The organism is Telluria beijingensis, from assembly GCF_030770395.1.
Classification (GTDB): domain Bacteria; phylum Pseudomonadota; class Gammaproteobacteria; order Burkholderiales; family Burkholderiaceae_D; genus Telluria; species Telluria beijingensis.
The window spans coordinates 3,658,064-3,673,398 of record NZ_CP132480.1; the positions used below are offsets into that span (position 1 = coordinate 3,658,064).

Genomic DNA, 15,335 nt, shown 5'->3' on the forward strand with positions numbered 1-15,335 from the left:
CGAATGTCAGTGTTTTGGAGGTTCTTCGTCGGGCTCTTCCTCGATCGCCATCGACAGCTCGGCCGGCCGCGCCGCGACGCCAGCGCTGGGCTCCCTGCGCTCACCCGACAACTTGATCTGCAGTCGCAGACCATTGGCCGAATCCGCATTGCGGATCGCCTCGTCGTAGCTGATCAACCCCTTGTTATACAGCTCGAACAAGGCCTGATCAAAGGTGCACATGCCAAGCTCGCGCGACTTGTGCATGATCTCCTTGATGCTATGGAAGTTCCCTTTGAGGATCATCTCGCCGATAGTCGGCGTGTTCAGCAGGATTTCGATGGCCGCCTTGCGGCCCTTGCCATCCTCGGTGCGCACCAGTCGCTGCGAAACGATGGCGCGCAGGTTCGACGACAAATCCATCAGCAGCTGGTTGCGCCGCTCTTCCGGGAAGAAGTTGATGATCCTATCCATCGTCTGGTTCGCATTATTCGCGTGCAGCGTGCCAAGGCACAGGTGCCCAGTCTCGGCAAAGGCGATCGCATGTTCCATGGTCTCGGTATCGCGGATCTCGCCGATCAGGATCACGTCCGGCGCCTGACGTAGCGTGTTCTTCAGCGCATGGTGCCAAGACAGCGTATCGACGCCGACTTCGCGGTGCGTCACCAGGCAGTTCTTGTTCTTGTGGACATACTCCACCGGATCTTCCACCGTGATGATATGGCCAGCCGAATTGCTGTTGCGGTAGTCGATCATCGCCGCCAAGGTAGTCGACTTGCCGGACCCGGTGCCGCCAACCACCAGCACCAGGCCGCGCTTGGTCATCACCACGTCCTTCAGCACCTCGGGCAGGTCGAGCTTCTCGAAGTTGGGGATCTCGGACGCAATCGTACGCACCACCATGCCCACACTCTGCTGCTGCACATAGACGTTGACGCGAAAACGGCACACGCCCGGCAGCGAGATCGCGAAATTGCACTCCATCTCGGTCTCGAACTCCGCGCGCTGGCGTTCGTTCATGATCGACAGCGCGAGCGCGCGCGTGACCTCGCCCGACAGGCGCTGCTGGCTGAGCGCCTTCATCGCCCCCTGGTGCTTGATGCTCGGAGGAAAGTCAGCCGAGATGAAGAGATCGGAGCCGCCCTGGTGGTGCATCACGGTAAGAAGCTTGTGGATATAGGCCTGGGCTTCCGCCGGGCCGAACGTCGCAGACATGCGGGCCTTTCAATAATTGCAGGCTTGTAGCCTGCGAGGCAATTATATCGACTATGATTCTCGTTAAACTATTATTTCATGGCTAATACGGGTCTGCCGCCCGGTCTGCCCGACTGGGGCGAGACTGTCGGTGCGCCTACCCGAGACACATAACATGACACTGACCGAGCTGAAATACATTGTCGCCGTCGCCCGCGCCAAACACTTCGGCCATGCGGCCGAGGCCTGCTTCGTGGCCCAGCCTACCCTGTCCGTCGCCATCAAGAAGCTCGAGGACGAGCTGGGCGTGACCTTGTTCGAGCGCGGCGGCTCCGAAGTCTCCGTGACGCCGCTGGGTGCCCAGATCGTGGCCCAGGCCGAGCGCGTGCTGGAACAGACCGCCGCCATCAAGGAGCTCGCCAAGCAGAACAAGGATCCACTGGCCGGTCCGCTGCGCCTGGGCGTGATCTATACGATCGGGCCCTACCTGCTGCCGCCGCTGGTCAAGAACCTGATCGACACCGTGCCGCAAATGCCGCTGGTGCTGCAAGAGAACTACACCCATAAACTGCTGGAACTGCTGCGCCAGGGCGAGCTCGATGCCGCCATCATGGCGCTGCCGCTGCCCGACCATGGCATGTCGGTGCAGCCGCTGTACGACGAACCCTTCATCGTGGCCATGCCGCGCAGCCACCCGTGGGCGAATCGCAAGGAAATCTCGGCCGAAGACCTGAAAAGCGAAACCATGCTGCTGCTCGGCGCCGGCCACTGCTTCCGCGACCAGGTGCTCGAAGTGTGTCCGGAGATGGCGCGCTTCTCGGCGCCGGCGGCCGGCAACGGCATGCAGCGCACCTTCGAAGGCTCGTCGCTCGAGACGATCCGCCACATGGTCGCCAGCGGCATCGGCCTGACCGTGCTTCCGCGCGCCTCGGTGGCCGACATGAAAGACCCGAACGGCCTGCTGACCTATGTGCCCTTCCTGCCGCCAGCGCCGTCACGCCGCGTGGTGATCGCCTGGCGCAAGAGCTTCACCCGCCGCGCCGCGATCGACGCGGTGGTGCGCGCGGTGGGCGAATGCCACCTGCCGGGGGTGGAGATGGTCACGCTCGAGGCGGCGGCATAGTCTTATCCAGCGTCACCAGTCCGGTGTCGTTCGCGGCCCCCTCGCCGGGACCGCCCTGCTGCTCCCTGGCCCCGGCCGATTGCTCGCGCGTGAACACGATCTTCTGGGTCGGGAACGCGAAGTCGATGCCGGCCGCTTCCAGCCGCTCGTGGATCGTCAGCAGCAGGTTTTCGCGGATGATGACCTGGGTATCGAACTCGCGCACGTCGATGTACGAGAACACGTCGATATTGAAGGCGCGATCGTTGATGCTGCCCAGCCGCGCGCGATGGCCCTCGGCCATGTTCTTCTGCTCGGTCAGCACCTGCTGGACGATGCTGATCGCTTCCTTCAGCTTGGCCGACGAGGTACCGAGCGGCACCGCGATGGTCGGATTGAACAGGAAGCGGTCGCGCGCCGCGAAGTTCTCGATCTGGCGCGCCGACAGGTCGCCGTTGGGGATCGTGACGACGGTGCGCTCGCCGGTGCGGATGCGGGTCGAGCGGATGCCCACGTCTTCCACGGTGCCGACCACGTCGCCGACCTTGATGAAGTCGCCCACCTGCAGCGGCTTGTCGGCGATCACGGTGACGCTGCCGACCAGGTTTTCCACCGTCTTCTGGGCGCCCAGCGCCAGCGCGATACCGCCGATACCGAGGGCCGCGATCCCGGTGGTGACGTCGATGCCGAAAGTGCCGAGGATGGCGATGCCCGAGAATATCAGCAACAGGATCTTGGCCGCGCGCCGCGCCAGCGTGATCACGGCCACCACCTGGCGCCGCTGGCTGCGCTGCATGCGCGCGGTGGCCAGTTCGGCCACCGCGTCGATCAGGCGCAGGCCGAACCACACCAGCGCGATGACCGACACGATGCCGGTATAGCGCAGCAGGGTCGTGCGGGCGACGATCGACACCGGCAGCCGTTCGGCCCAGCTGTAGAACAGGCCGACCGCGATCAACAGGCTGGCCGGAGGCAGCGCCGCTTCCATGAAACGCACCAGCCCGTTGGCGGCGGCGTCGGGCACCAGCCGGCGCATGGCGGCGACGATCAGCGCCGCCACCGTCCACAGGCCGCCGAAGATCAGGATGCCCAGGCCGATCAGCATCGCCCAGTCCTTGAGCGGCGCGCCGGCAACGCTGAATTCGTTCTTGTCGGGCTCCTGCACCACCGGTTCCTGGCGCGCCGCCTGCGCGACCTGGTCGATCGTCTCGCGCGCCACGCGCCAGACCTGGTGGTCGCCGTCCTGGCCGCGGGTCAGCAGGATCGGCACCTTGCGGTCCTGGATGGTCAGCACGCCGACGTTCTCTTGCTCGGCCGGCAGGTCGTCGTCGATCTTGCCGATGGCCTCGTTCGACAGCACGACGAAGGACTGCAGCGAACCGCCGTTGTCGAGCAGCGCGTGGAAGTTGCGGGCCTGGGTGATGGCATTCGTGCGCTGGCGATTGGTCCCGGCCGGCACGTCGAGGTACTGGGCGGCGCGGTCGTAATCAGGTTCGGCCAGGGCGGAAATCAGGCCCGACACCATCGAACGCGGCGTCTCGCGCTTGAGCGCGTCGGGGATGACCTCTTCGGCCGGGGCCGCTTCTTCGGCCTGGCCGGCGGCATAGGCCGTGAGTGAAAGTGGCGTCGCCAAGGCGACGAGCAACAGGATCAGGAAACGTAAGTGAAGACGCATAAGCAAGTCGACTCCTCTGACTGGGCATCTGGCTGATGCGGTACAAAATGGTAGAAGCAGAAATTGAAAACGGACACCTGATGTCCGTTCAGCAAAGTCTAGCATCCGGCCGGGGCCGCCCCCACACTATTGCCTTGCCTCCACCTTCAAGCCGGTCCAATGGGCGGCAAACGCCCATTTGTCGGCCATCTCCTCGATGGCCTTGGCAGTCGGCTTGCCGGCGCCATGGCCGGCCTGGATGTCGATGCGCACCAGGTGCGGACGCGTGGCGGGGTCGGCCTCCTGCAGCGCCGCGATGTACTTGAAGGTATGGGCCGGCACGACCCGGTCGTCGGTATCGGCCGTGGTGGCGAGGATGGCCGGATAGCGCTTGCCGGCCGCCACATTGTGGTAGGGCGAGTAGGCCAGCAGGGTGCGGAACGGCGCCTCGACAGCCGGGTCGCCGAACTCGCCCATCCACAGGCGTCCGCCCGTGAATCGGGCGAAGCGCAGCATGTCCATCACGCCGACGCCCGGCAAGGCCGCCGCGAACAGCTCGGGACGCTGGTTGACGACCGCGCCCACCAGCAGGCCGCCGCCCGATTCGCCGTGGATCGCCAGGCCGTCCGGGGTCACGATCCGCTCGGCGTGCAGATACTCGGCGGCGGCAATAAAGTCGTCGAAGGTGGCCTGCTTGTTGTCCCCGCGCGCTGCGGCATGCCAGGCCTTGCCGTATTCACCCCCGCCGCGGATATTGGCGATCGCCACCACCCCGCCCTGCTCGATCCAGGCCAGCAGGGTCGGCTCGTAGAACGAGACCATGCTGATGCCGAAGGCGCCGTAGCCGTGCAGCAGGGTCGGCGCCGGACCAGTCACGTCGCTGCGCCGGATCAGGAACATCGGCACCCGGGTGCCGTCCTTCGACGCATAGAAGCGCTGTTCGACCGCGATGTGCGCCAGGTCGGCGTCGACGGTCGGCGCCGCCCACACGGCGGCCGTATTGGCGGCAACGTCGTAGCGAAGAATCGTGGTCGGCGCATTGAAGCTGGTGAACACGAAGAAGGCTTCATTGACGTCCGGATGCCCCTGGAAGCCGCCCGCGCTGCCGATGCCGGGCAGCGGGACGACGCCATCCGGCCTGCCATCGAGCGTAAAGCGTCGCAGCTCGGTCTTGACGTCGGCCAGGTAGGTACCAACCAGGCGGCCGCCGACCAGGCGTGCATCGCCCAGCACGGCGCTGTCTTCGGGCACCAGTGGGCGCGGCGCGGCCTCGGGGTCGGCCAGGTCGAGGGTCGCGATCCGGCGCCGCTCGGCGCCGTCGCTGGTCAGCAGGTAGAGCGTATCGCCGGCGACGTCGAGCGGCGACCACTCGGCGTCGAAGTGATCGACCACGGTGCGCGCCGGCCAGCGTTCATCCGCGAGGTCGATGACGACCAGGCTGTTGGCCTGGACGCCGGGGGTGGACGTAATCAGCGCGTAGCGCCCGTCCCTCGTCACTTCGATGAAGTGCAACAGCTCGGGTCGATCCGGCGTCGCATACAGCAGCCGGTCGCTCTCTTGCGGCGTGCCCAGTCGGTGGAAATAGACGGCGTGGCCGGCCAGCGCGGCATCGCCCGCCGTCGGCTCGGGATAGCGCGTATAGAAGAAGCCGGCGCCGTCCGCCGCCCAGGCGATCGTCGTGAAGCGCGCCCAGGCGAGTTCGTCGCCGAGCACATCGCCGCTGGCGACATCGATCACGCGAATCGTGCGCCAGTCGGCGCCATCCTGCTGCACCGCATAGGCCAGCAAGGCGCCGTCATCCGATGGCGCCCACTCGGCCAGGGCAAGCGTGCCATGCTCGGACCAGGCATTCGGGTCGATCAGCACCTGGTCGCGGCCGTCGACGCCATCGCGCACCAGCAGCGCGGCCTGGTTCTCGAGGCCGGGATTGCGGGTATAGAAATAGCGGCCGCCGCGCTCGCGCGGGACCGTGAATTTCTCGTGGTCCTGCAGCGCCTTCAGGCGCGCGCGAAAGACCTCGCGGCCGGGCAGGTTCGCCAGGCAGGTCTGGGTTGCGGCGTTTTGCTCCACGATCCAGGCCGCGACCTCGCGGTCGCTACGGGCATCGGCTTCCAGCCAGCGATAGGGGTCGGCGACCCGGTGGCCGAACATGGTATCGACGACGTCGACGCGGCGGGTGGCGGGATAGACGGGTACATGCATGGCTGCTCTCCTTTCAGGTGGTGACCGGATCGCAGATCGGCAGCGTGCTGGCCGCGCGGATGGCGCGGGCCAGGCGTTCGATCACGTCCTGGATGGTGAAGGCCTGGCGGTGCCGCACGGCGGCGATGCTGATGGTCTCGTCGACCACGCGGATCGCGGCCATGACGGTGGCGGCGCACAGCCGCACCTCGGCGTCCTTGCTGGAACGCTCCAGGCGTTCGGCGACGACCGCGGCCAACGCCTCTTCGGCGCGCTGGACGGACATCAACCAGGCGCAGCGCAGGTCCGGCTCGTCCGGCAGCAGGGCCAGCAGGCGCACGGCCAGCACGTCGTCGGCCAGCTCTTGCGCCGAGCGCCGTTCGGCGCCCAGGCAGGCCTGCAGCCACGCCTCGATCGAAACGGTGCGCGGCCAGTCCCGCAGCAGCGCGATGAACCGGAGCGAGGTCGCGTCGAACAGCGGCTCGACGCAGCTTTCCTTGTTGCGAAAATAACGCCACACCGTGCGCTTCGACAGGCCTGCCGCGGCGGCGATGTCGTCGCCGCTGGCGCCGGCCACGCCACGCTCCACGAACAGCCGGGCCGCGTGGCGCGATACGTCCAGTCTTGCTGCCTGCTGCATCGAACCTCCTATCACTAAGTGACGTTAAATATGTCACTTAGTGCCAGCGCTGTCAAATGACCAGGCTATCGTGCTCAGTCGCGCTTGCGGCGGCGCGCCAGCAGCAGGCCGGCCATCAGCGGCAGCATCATGGCCACGGTCGACGGTTCCGGCACCTGCGCCACGATCGAGAAGCTGTCGCCGGCCGACAGCCCGGTGGTGTCGAGCAGCCAGTCGCTGCTGCCGTCGACCAGGGTCGGATTGCCGAACAACAGATCGGTCGTTTCGCCCAGGGGGAACTTGACGACGGCGGTGTTGCTCGTATGGCTGGCCTGGGCGCCCGAGAACGAGTCCACGCTGCCCGGCGCCGCATAGCCGATGCCTTGCAGGACGAAGCTGAACTGGTACATCGACAGGCCCACCAGGTTGCGCACGATGGCGTTGAAGCTCAGCGGGCCGGCCAGGTCGCCTTCTTCCAGCACGAAGTTCAGGGTGGTGGTGCTGAAATCGTGCAGGTCGAGGTCGAACGACACGAGGCCGGCCTCGCTGTAGTCGGTCACGCTATTGGCGCCCGTGCTGCCGGTCAGGATGACGGCATTGGCGGAGCCCGAAAAGGCCAGCGCGCTGATGGCGATGGCGGCGGCGACGGCGAATTTATTCATGCTCATGATTGGTTTCCCTTATTGGATTGACGGTTACAGCGGTCCCTTGGCCCACGGACCGGTGATCGCGAACGTCACGCCCGGGGTCTGGATGTTGACGAACAGGTGGCGGCCGGTCGGGTCGAAGCAGGCGCCGGCGAATTCGTTGCCGCGCTGGTCGCCGGCGAGCGAGGCCAGCTTGCCGGCCCCCTGCAATTGCGCCGCGGTGACGTTGATATTGTTCTTGGCGAAGATGTAGGCATCGCCGGCGCTCGTCAGGCCCATCAGGCGCTGGCCGTAGCCGAAGTGGTCGGTGATGGCGCTCGACGAATCCTCGCAGATCAGGATCGCGTTGCGCGGGCTGACGGTCAGGTTGTCGCCCATATTGCCCACCAATTGGCTCGGGCTCGAGTAGATGCATGTGAGGACCTGGCTGGCCAGGTCGAGTTCCCAGATCGCGCCGCGGCTGACCGGACCGCCCGAGGTGTCCATCACGTACATCTTGCCCTGGGCATACCAGATGCCTTCGCCGCGGTTCATGCGCAGCGCGCCCTTGGTCCAGCCCTGCACGAAAGGCCCGGCGGCGCCCGTGATCGTCTGGCCGTTGGGGCCGGTGGCGTTGCCGCGATTGGCGTCCGGGTTGGCGATCGATACCCACTCCAGCTCATAGGTGTCGTCGACCGACGCGACCGCCAGGTTGACGTTGTTGCGGCCCTTGACCTTGGCCATCTCGAGCACGCCGCCCATGGCCAGCGAACCTGGCGCGCCGGTCTTGATGTCCGGGATATAGCGATAGAAGCCCGACTTGCCCGACGAATCCTCGGTCAGGTAGACGTTGCAGTTGGTCGGATCGACGGCGGCAGCCTCGTGCGCGTAGCGGCCCATATTGACGATCGGCTGGCCGCTGACCTGTTGCGGATCGGCCGTCACCTCGAACACATAGCCGTGCTTCTTGCCGCCGGCGCTGACGGTGTCGGAGCCGATCTCTTCGCAGGTCAGCCAGGTGCCCCAGGGCGTGATGCCGCCGGCACAGTTCTGCTGGGTACCGCCCAGGCTCGGGGTCATGCTAATCCAGTTACCGTCGCGGAACACCAGATTGGTGGTGCCGCCGCAGGAACGGTTGACCGAGCTGTTGCTCACATTGCCGGTGTCGTAGAGGCCAAAGGCGTTGATGAAATTGCTAGCGGCACTACCGCTGATTTCATGATTGCGCACCAACACCTGCTCGGTGCTGCGGCCGACCTTGCGGGTGACGATCACGCCCATGCCGTCGTGGCCGCCCGGGCAGGGACGGCCATCGCTCATCGTGTCGCCGCGCCAGCCGTAGCTCTTGTAGCTGAAGCCGGGCGGCAGTTGCAGCAGCGGCAAGCCGGTGCTCAGGTCGTTCACCGGGGCGATCGGGCCATACGGGCTGTCGACCAGGGCGGTATTGCCGTTGGCGGCGGCCGCCTCGCGCGCGTGCAGGGCGGCGAAGGCGCCGACGAAAGGCAGTGCGGACATGCTCTTGAGCAGGTTGCGCCGCGACGGCGACATATCGTGTTCGTTCATGCTGAGTTCCTCGAAGAGTAGGATCGGGCCGGTGGTCCGGCGTCTGGTGTCGTTGGCTGGCGCCCGTGAAACTGGGGAAATGGGCCCGCCTGGTCCCTGCCACCCCCGGCATGGACTGATGCATTAAAACAAACAAAAATGTCAAATCCATGACGACAAAAAGACAATAATCATGTATTCGCGATACGATAAATACGCCGCGATGTCATGCACCATGGATGTGAGCCGTATGCACGGGACGCCGTAGCCGCCGCCGCGCCAAAGGGGCTAGAATCGCTGCTTCCTGCTCAACAGTTCTTGCATGACAAGACGCGATTCACCATGAACAAGCTGGCGCTCTATTTCCGCCTGGTCCGGGCCGACAAGCCGATCGGCATCCTCCTGCTGCTGTGGCCTACCCTGTGGGCACTCTGGATGGCTTCCGGCGGCGTGCCGGACCTGCAGATCCTGGCGATCTTTATCATCGGCACGGCCCTGATGCGGTCCGCCGGCTGCGCCATCAACGACTATGCCGACCGCGACTTCGACCGCCACGTCAAGCGCACCGTCGACCGCCCGCTCACCAGCGGCAAGATCAGCGGCAAGGAAGCGGTGATGGTAGCGGCGGTGCTGGCCATCGTCTCGTTCCTGTTGATCCTGCCGCTGAACACGCTGACCAAGCAGCTGTCGGTGGTGGCGGTGGTGGTGGCCGGCACCTATCCCTATTTCAAACGCTTCTTCGCGATCCCGCAGGCCTATCTCGGCATCGCCTTCGGCTTCGGCATCCCGATGGGCTTTGCCGCCGTGCAGGGCCAGGTGCCGGCCGTGGCCTGGTGGCTGCTGGTGGCGAATGTGTTCTGGGCCGTGGCCTACGACACCGCCTACGCCATGGTCGACCGCGACGACGACCTCAAGCTCGGCATGCGTACCTCGGCCATCACCTTCGGCCGCTTCGACGTGGCCGCGATCATGCTGTGCTACGGCGCCTCGCTGGCGATCCTGCTGCTGTGCGGCTGGTCGCTGGGCCTGCGCTGGTGGTTCGTCGGCGGCATCGTGGCGGCGGGTTGCATCGCCCTGTACCACTACACCCTGATCCGCGATCGCGACCGCATGAAGTGCTTCAAGGCCTTCCGTCACAACAACTGGCTGGGGGCCGCACTGTTCATTGGTGTCGCGCTCGACTATGCATTAGGTTAATATTGTCCAAAAGGCATTCACCCACCACACACAAGAGGCCCACGATGATCGAAAAAATCCCGACCCAGACCGGCACCCGCGACCAACTGGTCAGCGACCTGAAGACCGTGATCCACGACGCCGAATCCTGGCTGCGCAACGGCGGCCAGCTGACCGGCGAAGAGCTGAAGGCGGCGAAGGTCAAGTTCGAACAGACCCTGGCGTCGGCCAAGACCAGCCTGATCCACGCCGAAGAAACCGTGGTCGAGCGCACCAAGGTCGCCGCCAAGGCCACCGACGAGTACGTCAAGGACAATCCATGGAAGTCGGTCGGCCTGGGCGCCGCGATCGGCGTCGTGATCGGCATGCTGATCGCCCGTAAATAAGACCAAAGGACGACAATGACGCTTTCCGCGACCGTCGGAAGAATCGGGGCCAACCTGCTCGCCATGGTGCGGACACGGTTGGAACTGGCAGCGATCGAGCTGCAGGAGGAAACGCATCGCCTGGTCGGCTACCTGGCCTGGGGCGTCGCAGCCGCCTTCTTCGCGGTGGTCGCGGTGCTGCTGGCGATCCTGTTCGTGCTGGTCCTGTTCTGGGACACCCATCGCCTGCTGGCGATCGGCGGCATGACCGGATTGTTCGCCCTGCTCGGCCTGCTCGCCTACTTCAAGGTGCGCGGCGACCTGGCGACCCGTCCGCCGCTCATGGCCGCCACGCTGGCCGAACTGCGCAAGGATGCGCAAGCCGTCAAGGGAGAACCGATCGATGAGCAGCAAGCTTGAACTGGAAGCGCGGCGCCGGCTGCTGGCCGCGCAATGCGCCGAACAGCGCGCCATGATGGCGCACGACGTGGCGCTGCTGCGCCATCCGGCCGAGATGGGCGGCGCCACGGGCTACGTGGCGCAGCACAAGACGGCTTTCCTGACCGCTGCCGGCCTGGGACTGGGTTTCCTGGTCACCAAGCCGAAGTGGGTGGTCGGCGCCGTGACCGGCGCCATCTCGGCCTACAAACTGGCGCAGCAGGTGTTGCCGGTGCTGGGGTGGAGGAAGTTCGAGGTTCACTGAGCGGCGGCATACCTGCGGATTTTTGTAAAAAAAACTGCGCCAGAATGAAGAAAAATAAGATTTTCTTCGTTCTAGTAAAGAAAAGTAGCCTTGATCGGCAATGTCGTAGAGTGGACGGGTTCCCCGTCCACGCGGTGATGGTTGGCCGCCAGATCATCCGGCGCGAGAGCGGAGCATATAACCATCACCGCGTGGACGGCGGAGCCGTCCACCCTACCGGCGAACGCAGTGCTCAATCCCTTCCCAGCTCTTCGCCCAGTTCTTTCCCGCGCGCCGCCGCCGCCTGCATCGCGGCGACGATCGCTTCCTTTACTCCAGCCGCCTCCATGCTGCTGATCGCCGCATGCGTCGTGCCGCCCTTCGACGTCACGCGCTGGCGCAGCACCTCGACCGGTTCATCCGACTGCGCCGCCAGCTGCGCCGCGCCGGTGAACGTGGCCAGCGCCAGTTCCCTGCCCTGTTCCGCGCTCAAGCCCATCTGGCTGGCCGCCTCCTGCATCGCTTCCAGGAAGAAGAACACGTAGGCCGGCCCGCTGCCCGACACCGCCGTCACCGGATCGATCTGCGACTCGTCGTCCAGCCACACGGTCTTGCCGACCGCGCGCATGACCGTGTCGGCCTGCTGGCGCTGGGACTCGCTGACGCCCGGCTGGGCGGCCAGGCCGGTCACGCCCATGCCGATCAGGGCCGGCGTGTTCGGCATCGTGCGCACGATGGCGCCGTAGCCGTTCAACCAGCGCGACAGGTCGGCGCTACGGATGCCGGCCGCGATCGACAGCACCAGCTGGCGCGACAGGTGCGGCGCCAGCTCGGCCGCCACCTCGCGCATCTGCTGCGGCTTGATCGCCAGCACCACGACTTCGCTCTCCATCACCTGGTCGTCGATCGCCGTCGACGTGCGCACGCCATACTGTTGCGACAGGCGTTCCAGCGCTTCCAAGTTGCGGTCGACCACGTGGATACTGGTTCCCGAACCGGCCTGCCTGACGATGCCGGAGATGAGCGCCGCGGCCATATTGCCGCCGCCGATGAAGGTGATCTGCATGTTGTCCCTTTGTTTTTAATCGTAATTGCGGGCGCCGAAGATGGCGCTGCCGATGCGCACGATGGTTGCGCCTTCCGCGATCGCCGCGGTCGTATCGCCCGACATGCCCATCGATAGCGTATCGAGCGCCAGGCCATCGGCGCGCAAGGCGTCGTGCAGCTGGCGCAGGCGGGCGAAGGCGGCGCGCTGCTGCGCGGGGTCGGTCGCCTGTTCGGGAATCGCCATCAGGCCGCGCAGGCGCAGGTTCGGCAACTGCGCCACGGCGCGCGCCAGTTCGGGCAACTCCGCCTCGGTGGCGCCGCTCTTGCTGGCCTCGCCGCTGATGTTCACCTGCAGGCAGATATTCAGCGGGCCGAGCTCGGGCGGGCGCTGTTCGGACAGCCGCTGGGCGATCTTGAGGCGCTCGACCGTGTGCACCCAGTGAAAGTTTGCCGCAATCGGCCGCGTCTTGTTGCTCTGGATCGGGCCGATGAAATGCCATTCGACCGGCGCTTCTGGTTGCGCCTGCGCGACGTTCACGATCTTGTCGAGCGCTTCCTGCAGATAGTTTTCGCCGAAGGCGGTCTGCCCGGATGCCATCGCCTCGAGCACCGCCTGCGCAGGAAACGTCTTGGAAACAGCCAGCAATTGCACCTCGCTCCGGGCGCGTCCGGCGGCCTGGACGGCCTCCCCGATTGTCGCTTCGACAGCTTGCAAGTTAGCGGCGATTATGGACATAATGATTTTCTATAGGAAATATTTTCGAGTGGCGCGCCAATGATGACAAACGCGCTACGGACGGCACAGGGATTATAAATGGACATTTCGGAACTACTCGCCTTCTCGGTCAAGAACAAGGCCTCTGACCTGCACCTGTCGGCCGGCCTGCCGCCGATGATCCGCGTGCATGGCGACGTGCGCCGCATTAACCTGCCGCCGCTCGAGCACAAGGACGTGCACGGCATGATCTATGACATCATGAACGACGGCCAGCGCAAGCAGTACGAAGAAGTGCTCGAGTGCGACTTCTCGTTCGCGATTCCCGGCCTGGCGCGTTTTCGCGTCAACGCCTTCAACCAGGAACGCGGCGCCTCGGCCGTGCTGCGTACGATTCCCTCCAAGATCCTGACGCTCGAGGAACTGAACGCGCCGAAGATCTTCGCCGAACTGGCGATGAAGCCGCGCGGCCTGGTGCTGGTGACCGGCCCGACCGGCTCCGGCAAGTCGACCACGCTGGCGGCGATGGTCAACCACCTGAACGAGAACGAATACGGCCACATCCTCACCATCGAGGACCCGATCGAGTTCGTGCACGACTCCAAGAAATGCCTGATCAACCAGCGCGAAGTGGGTCCGCACACGCTGTCGTTCAATAACGCGCTGCGCTCGGCGCTGCGCGAAGACCCGGACGCGATCCTGGTCGGCGAATTGCGCGACCTGGAAACCATCCGCCTGGCGCTGTCGGCGGCCGAGACCGGCCACCTGGTGTTCGGCACCCTGCACACCTCGTCGGCGGCCAAGACCATCGACCGTATCGTGGACGTGTTCCCGGCCGAAGAAAAAGAGATGGTGCGCGCGATGCTGTCCGAGTCGCTGCAGGCCGTGATCTCGCAAACCCTGCTCAAGACCAAGGACGGCTCGGGGCGCGTGGCGGCGCACGAGATCATGATCGGCACGCCGGCGATCCGTAACCTGATCCGCGAAGCCAAGATCGCCCAGATGTATTCGGCGATCCAGACCGGCAGCAACGTCGGCATGCAGACGCTGGACCAGAATCTGACGGAGCTGGTGCGCCGCAACGTGATCTCGACCGGCGCCGCGCGCGCCGCGGCCAAGATCCCGGAAAACTTCCTCGGCTAAGGACAACGCGATGGAACGCGACCAGGCATCCAAGTTCATGTTCGACCTGCTGCGCCTGATGGTCAGCAAGGGCGGCTCCGACCTGTTCATCACCGCTGGCTTCCCGCCGGCGATCAAGATCGACGGCCGCATGACGCCGGTGTCGAGCCAGGCGCTTACCGCCGGCCACACGGCCGACCTGGCGCGCGCGATCATGAACGACAAGCAGGCGGCCGGCTTCGAACTGACGCGCGAAGCGAATTTCGCGATCACGCCGGGCGAGCTGGGTCGCTTCCGGGTATCGAGCTTCATGCAGATGGGTTGCGTGGGCATGGTGCTGCGCGTCATCACCACCGCGATCCCCAAATTCGAAGACCTCGACCTGCCCGACACCCTGAAAGACGTCGTGATGACCAAGCGCGGCCTGGTGATCATGGTCGGCGCCACCGGCTCGGGCAAGTCGACGACGCTGGCGGCGATGGTCGGCTACCGCAACGAGAACAGCTACGGCCACATCATTACGGTCGAGGACCCCGTGGAATTCGTCCACCCGCACCGCAATTGCGTGATCACGCAGCGCGAGGTGGGCGTCGACACCGACAGTTTCGAGGCGGCGCTCAAGAATTCGCTGCGCCAGGCGCCGGACGTGATCCAGATCGGCGAGATCCGCGACCGCGAGACGATGGAGCACGCGATCGCCTTCGCCGAGACCGGCCACCTGTGCCTGGCCACCCTGCATGCCAACAGCGCCAACCAGGCGCTGGACCGGATCATCAACTTCTTCCCCGAAGAACGCCGCCAGCAGTTGCTGATGGATCTGTCACTCAATCTGAAAGGGCTGATCTCGCAGCGGCTGATTCCGAAGAAGGAAGCCAAGGGACGGGTGGTGGCGATCGAGATCCTGTTGAACTCTCCCTTGATTTCAGACCTGATCTTCAAGGGCGAGGTGCACGAAATCAAGGAGATCATGAAGAAGTCGCGCGAGCTGGGCATGCAGACGTTTGATCAGGCGCTGTTCGACCTTTACGAGACGGACAAGATCACCTATGAAGATGCGTTGCGCAATGCGGATTCGGTGAACGATTTGCGGTTGAACATCAAGCTCAATAGCAAGCACGCGAAGAATCGCGATTTTTCGAGCGGGACCGAGAAGCTGGGGTTAATTTGACGGTTGGCATATAGCCACCGCCCCCCTCACCATCATCGCCGACCCGTCGTTCCCGCGCAGGCGGGAACCCAAGCCCTTTGCACAGCCACCAGCACGAACGTCAGTGGCCAAGCATGCAAGCTTGGGTTCCCGCCTTCGCGGGAACGACGTATCAGAGGCTAAC

The 15,335-nt window shown here is 65.1% G+C and carries 15 protein-coding genes; 7 read left to right on the forward strand and 8 right to left on the reverse strand.

Translation table 11 applies throughout. The features are described from left to right. Window positions 1-6 precede the first annotated feature (6 nt). Entirely contained in the window at window positions 7-1,194 is a 1,188-nt protein-coding gene (locus tag Q9246_RS16175) for a PilT/PilU family type 4a pilus ATPase (RefSeq protein ID WP_306391665.1), read from the reverse strand. A 154-nt stretch (window positions 1,195-1,348) separates the two neighbouring features. Here Q9246_RS16175 and Q9246_RS16180 point away from each other — a divergent pair, with 154 nt between their 5' ends. Further along, a complete protein-coding gene (locus Q9246_RS16180; protein ID WP_306391666.1) occupies window positions 1,349-2,296 on the forward strand; it encodes a LysR substrate-binding domain-containing protein in 948 nt (315 codons plus the stop codon). On the opposite strand, the gene Q9246_RS16185 is transcribed toward Q9246_RS16180, so the two are convergent. From Q9246_RS16185 to Q9246_RS16205, 5 genes are all read right to left on the reverse strand, one after another. Beyond that, a complete protein-coding gene (locus tag Q9246_RS16185) occupies window positions 2,274-3,950 on the reverse strand; it encodes a mechanosensitive ion channel family protein (protein ID WP_306391667.1) in 1,677 nt (558 codons plus the stop codon). The two genes, Q9246_RS16180 and Q9246_RS16185, sit on opposite strands and share 23 nt — an antisense overlap. Window positions 3,951-4,076: 126 nt before the next feature. Beyond that, window positions 4,077-6,131, reverse strand: a complete 2,055-nt coding sequence (locus Q9246_RS16190; protein ID WP_306391668.1) for a prolyl oligopeptidase family serine peptidase — start codon at window positions 6,129-6,131, stop codon at window positions 4,077-4,079. A gap of 13 nt (window positions 6,132-6,144) precedes the next feature. Continuing rightward, complete coding sequence (locus Q9246_RS16195) at window positions 6,145-6,750, reverse strand: TetR/AcrR family transcriptional regulator (protein WP_306391669.1); 606 nt, start codon at window positions 6,748-6,750, stop codon at window positions 6,145-6,147. A gap of 74 nt (window positions 6,751-6,824) precedes the next feature. Continuing rightward, window positions 6,825-7,397, reverse strand: a complete 573-nt coding sequence (locus tag Q9246_RS16200; RefSeq protein ID WP_306391670.1) for a PEP-CTERM sorting domain-containing protein — start codon at window positions 7,395-7,397, stop codon at window positions 6,825-6,827. Between the two features lie 27 nt (window positions 7,398-7,424). After that, window positions 7,425-8,918: a PhoX family protein gene (locus Q9246_RS16205; protein ID WP_306391671.1), complete on the reverse strand. Its 1,494-nt coding sequence runs from the start codon at window positions 8,916-8,918 to the stop codon at window positions 7,425-7,427. Window positions 8,919-9,239: 321 nt separating this feature from the next. Between Q9246_RS16205 and ubiA the strand changes: the two genes are divergently transcribed. From ubiA to Q9246_RS16225, 4 genes are read left to right on the forward strand one after another with little or no spacing between them, the layout of a single operon-like run. Then, a complete protein-coding gene (gene ubiA / locus Q9246_RS16210) occupies window positions 9,240-10,094 on the forward strand; it encodes a 4-hydroxybenzoate octaprenyltransferase (protein WP_306391672.1) in 855 nt (284 codons plus the stop codon). Window positions 10,095-10,138: 44 nt separating this feature from the next. Continuing rightward, window positions 10,139-10,459, forward strand: a complete 321-nt coding sequence (locus tag Q9246_RS16215; protein WP_123069197.1) for an ElaB/YgaM/YqjD family protein — start codon at window positions 10,139-10,141, stop codon at window positions 10,457-10,459. A 15-nt stretch (window positions 10,460-10,474) separates the two neighbouring features. Further along, window positions 10,475-10,858 carry a phage holin family protein gene (locus Q9246_RS16220; RefSeq protein WP_306391674.1) on the forward strand — a complete coding sequence of 128 codons (384 nt, stop codon included), beginning with the start codon at window positions 10,475-10,477 and terminating at the stop codon, window positions 10,856-10,858. After that, a complete protein-coding gene (locus Q9246_RS16225; RefSeq protein WP_306391675.1) occupies window positions 10,842-11,141 on the forward strand; it encodes a hypothetical protein in 300 nt (99 codons plus the stop codon). Before Q9246_RS16220 ends, Q9246_RS16225 begins: the two co-directional genes overlap by 17 nt. Before the next feature lie 232 nt (window positions 11,142-11,373). Here Q9246_RS16225 and proC read toward each other — a convergent pair whose 3' ends face one another. Both proC and Q9246_RS16235 read right to left on the reverse strand, forming a co-directional pair. After that, window positions 11,374-12,186, reverse strand: a complete 813-nt coding sequence (gene proC / locus Q9246_RS16230; protein ID WP_306391676.1) for a pyrroline-5-carboxylate reductase — start codon at window positions 12,184-12,186, stop codon at window positions 11,374-11,376. 15 nt (window positions 12,187-12,201) lie between these two features. Next, window positions 12,202-12,903: a YggS family pyridoxal phosphate-dependent enzyme gene (locus Q9246_RS16235; RefSeq protein WP_306391677.1), complete on the reverse strand. Its 702-nt coding sequence runs from the start codon at window positions 12,901-12,903 to the stop codon at window positions 12,202-12,204. A gap of 78 nt (window positions 12,904-12,981) precedes the next feature. On the opposite strand from Q9246_RS16235, the gene Q9246_RS16240 reads away from it, so the two are divergent. Beyond that, entirely contained in the window at window positions 12,982-14,025 is a 1,044-nt protein-coding gene (locus tag Q9246_RS16240; RefSeq protein ID WP_306391678.1) for a type IV pilus twitching motility protein PilT, read from the forward strand. Between the two features lie 10 nt (window positions 14,026-14,035). Further along, complete coding sequence (locus tag Q9246_RS16245) at window positions 14,036-15,172, forward strand: PilT/PilU family type 4a pilus ATPase (RefSeq protein ID WP_306391679.1); 1,137 nt, start codon at window positions 14,036-14,038, stop codon at window positions 15,170-15,172. The last annotated feature ends 163 nt before the right edge of the window (window positions 15,173-15,335 follow it).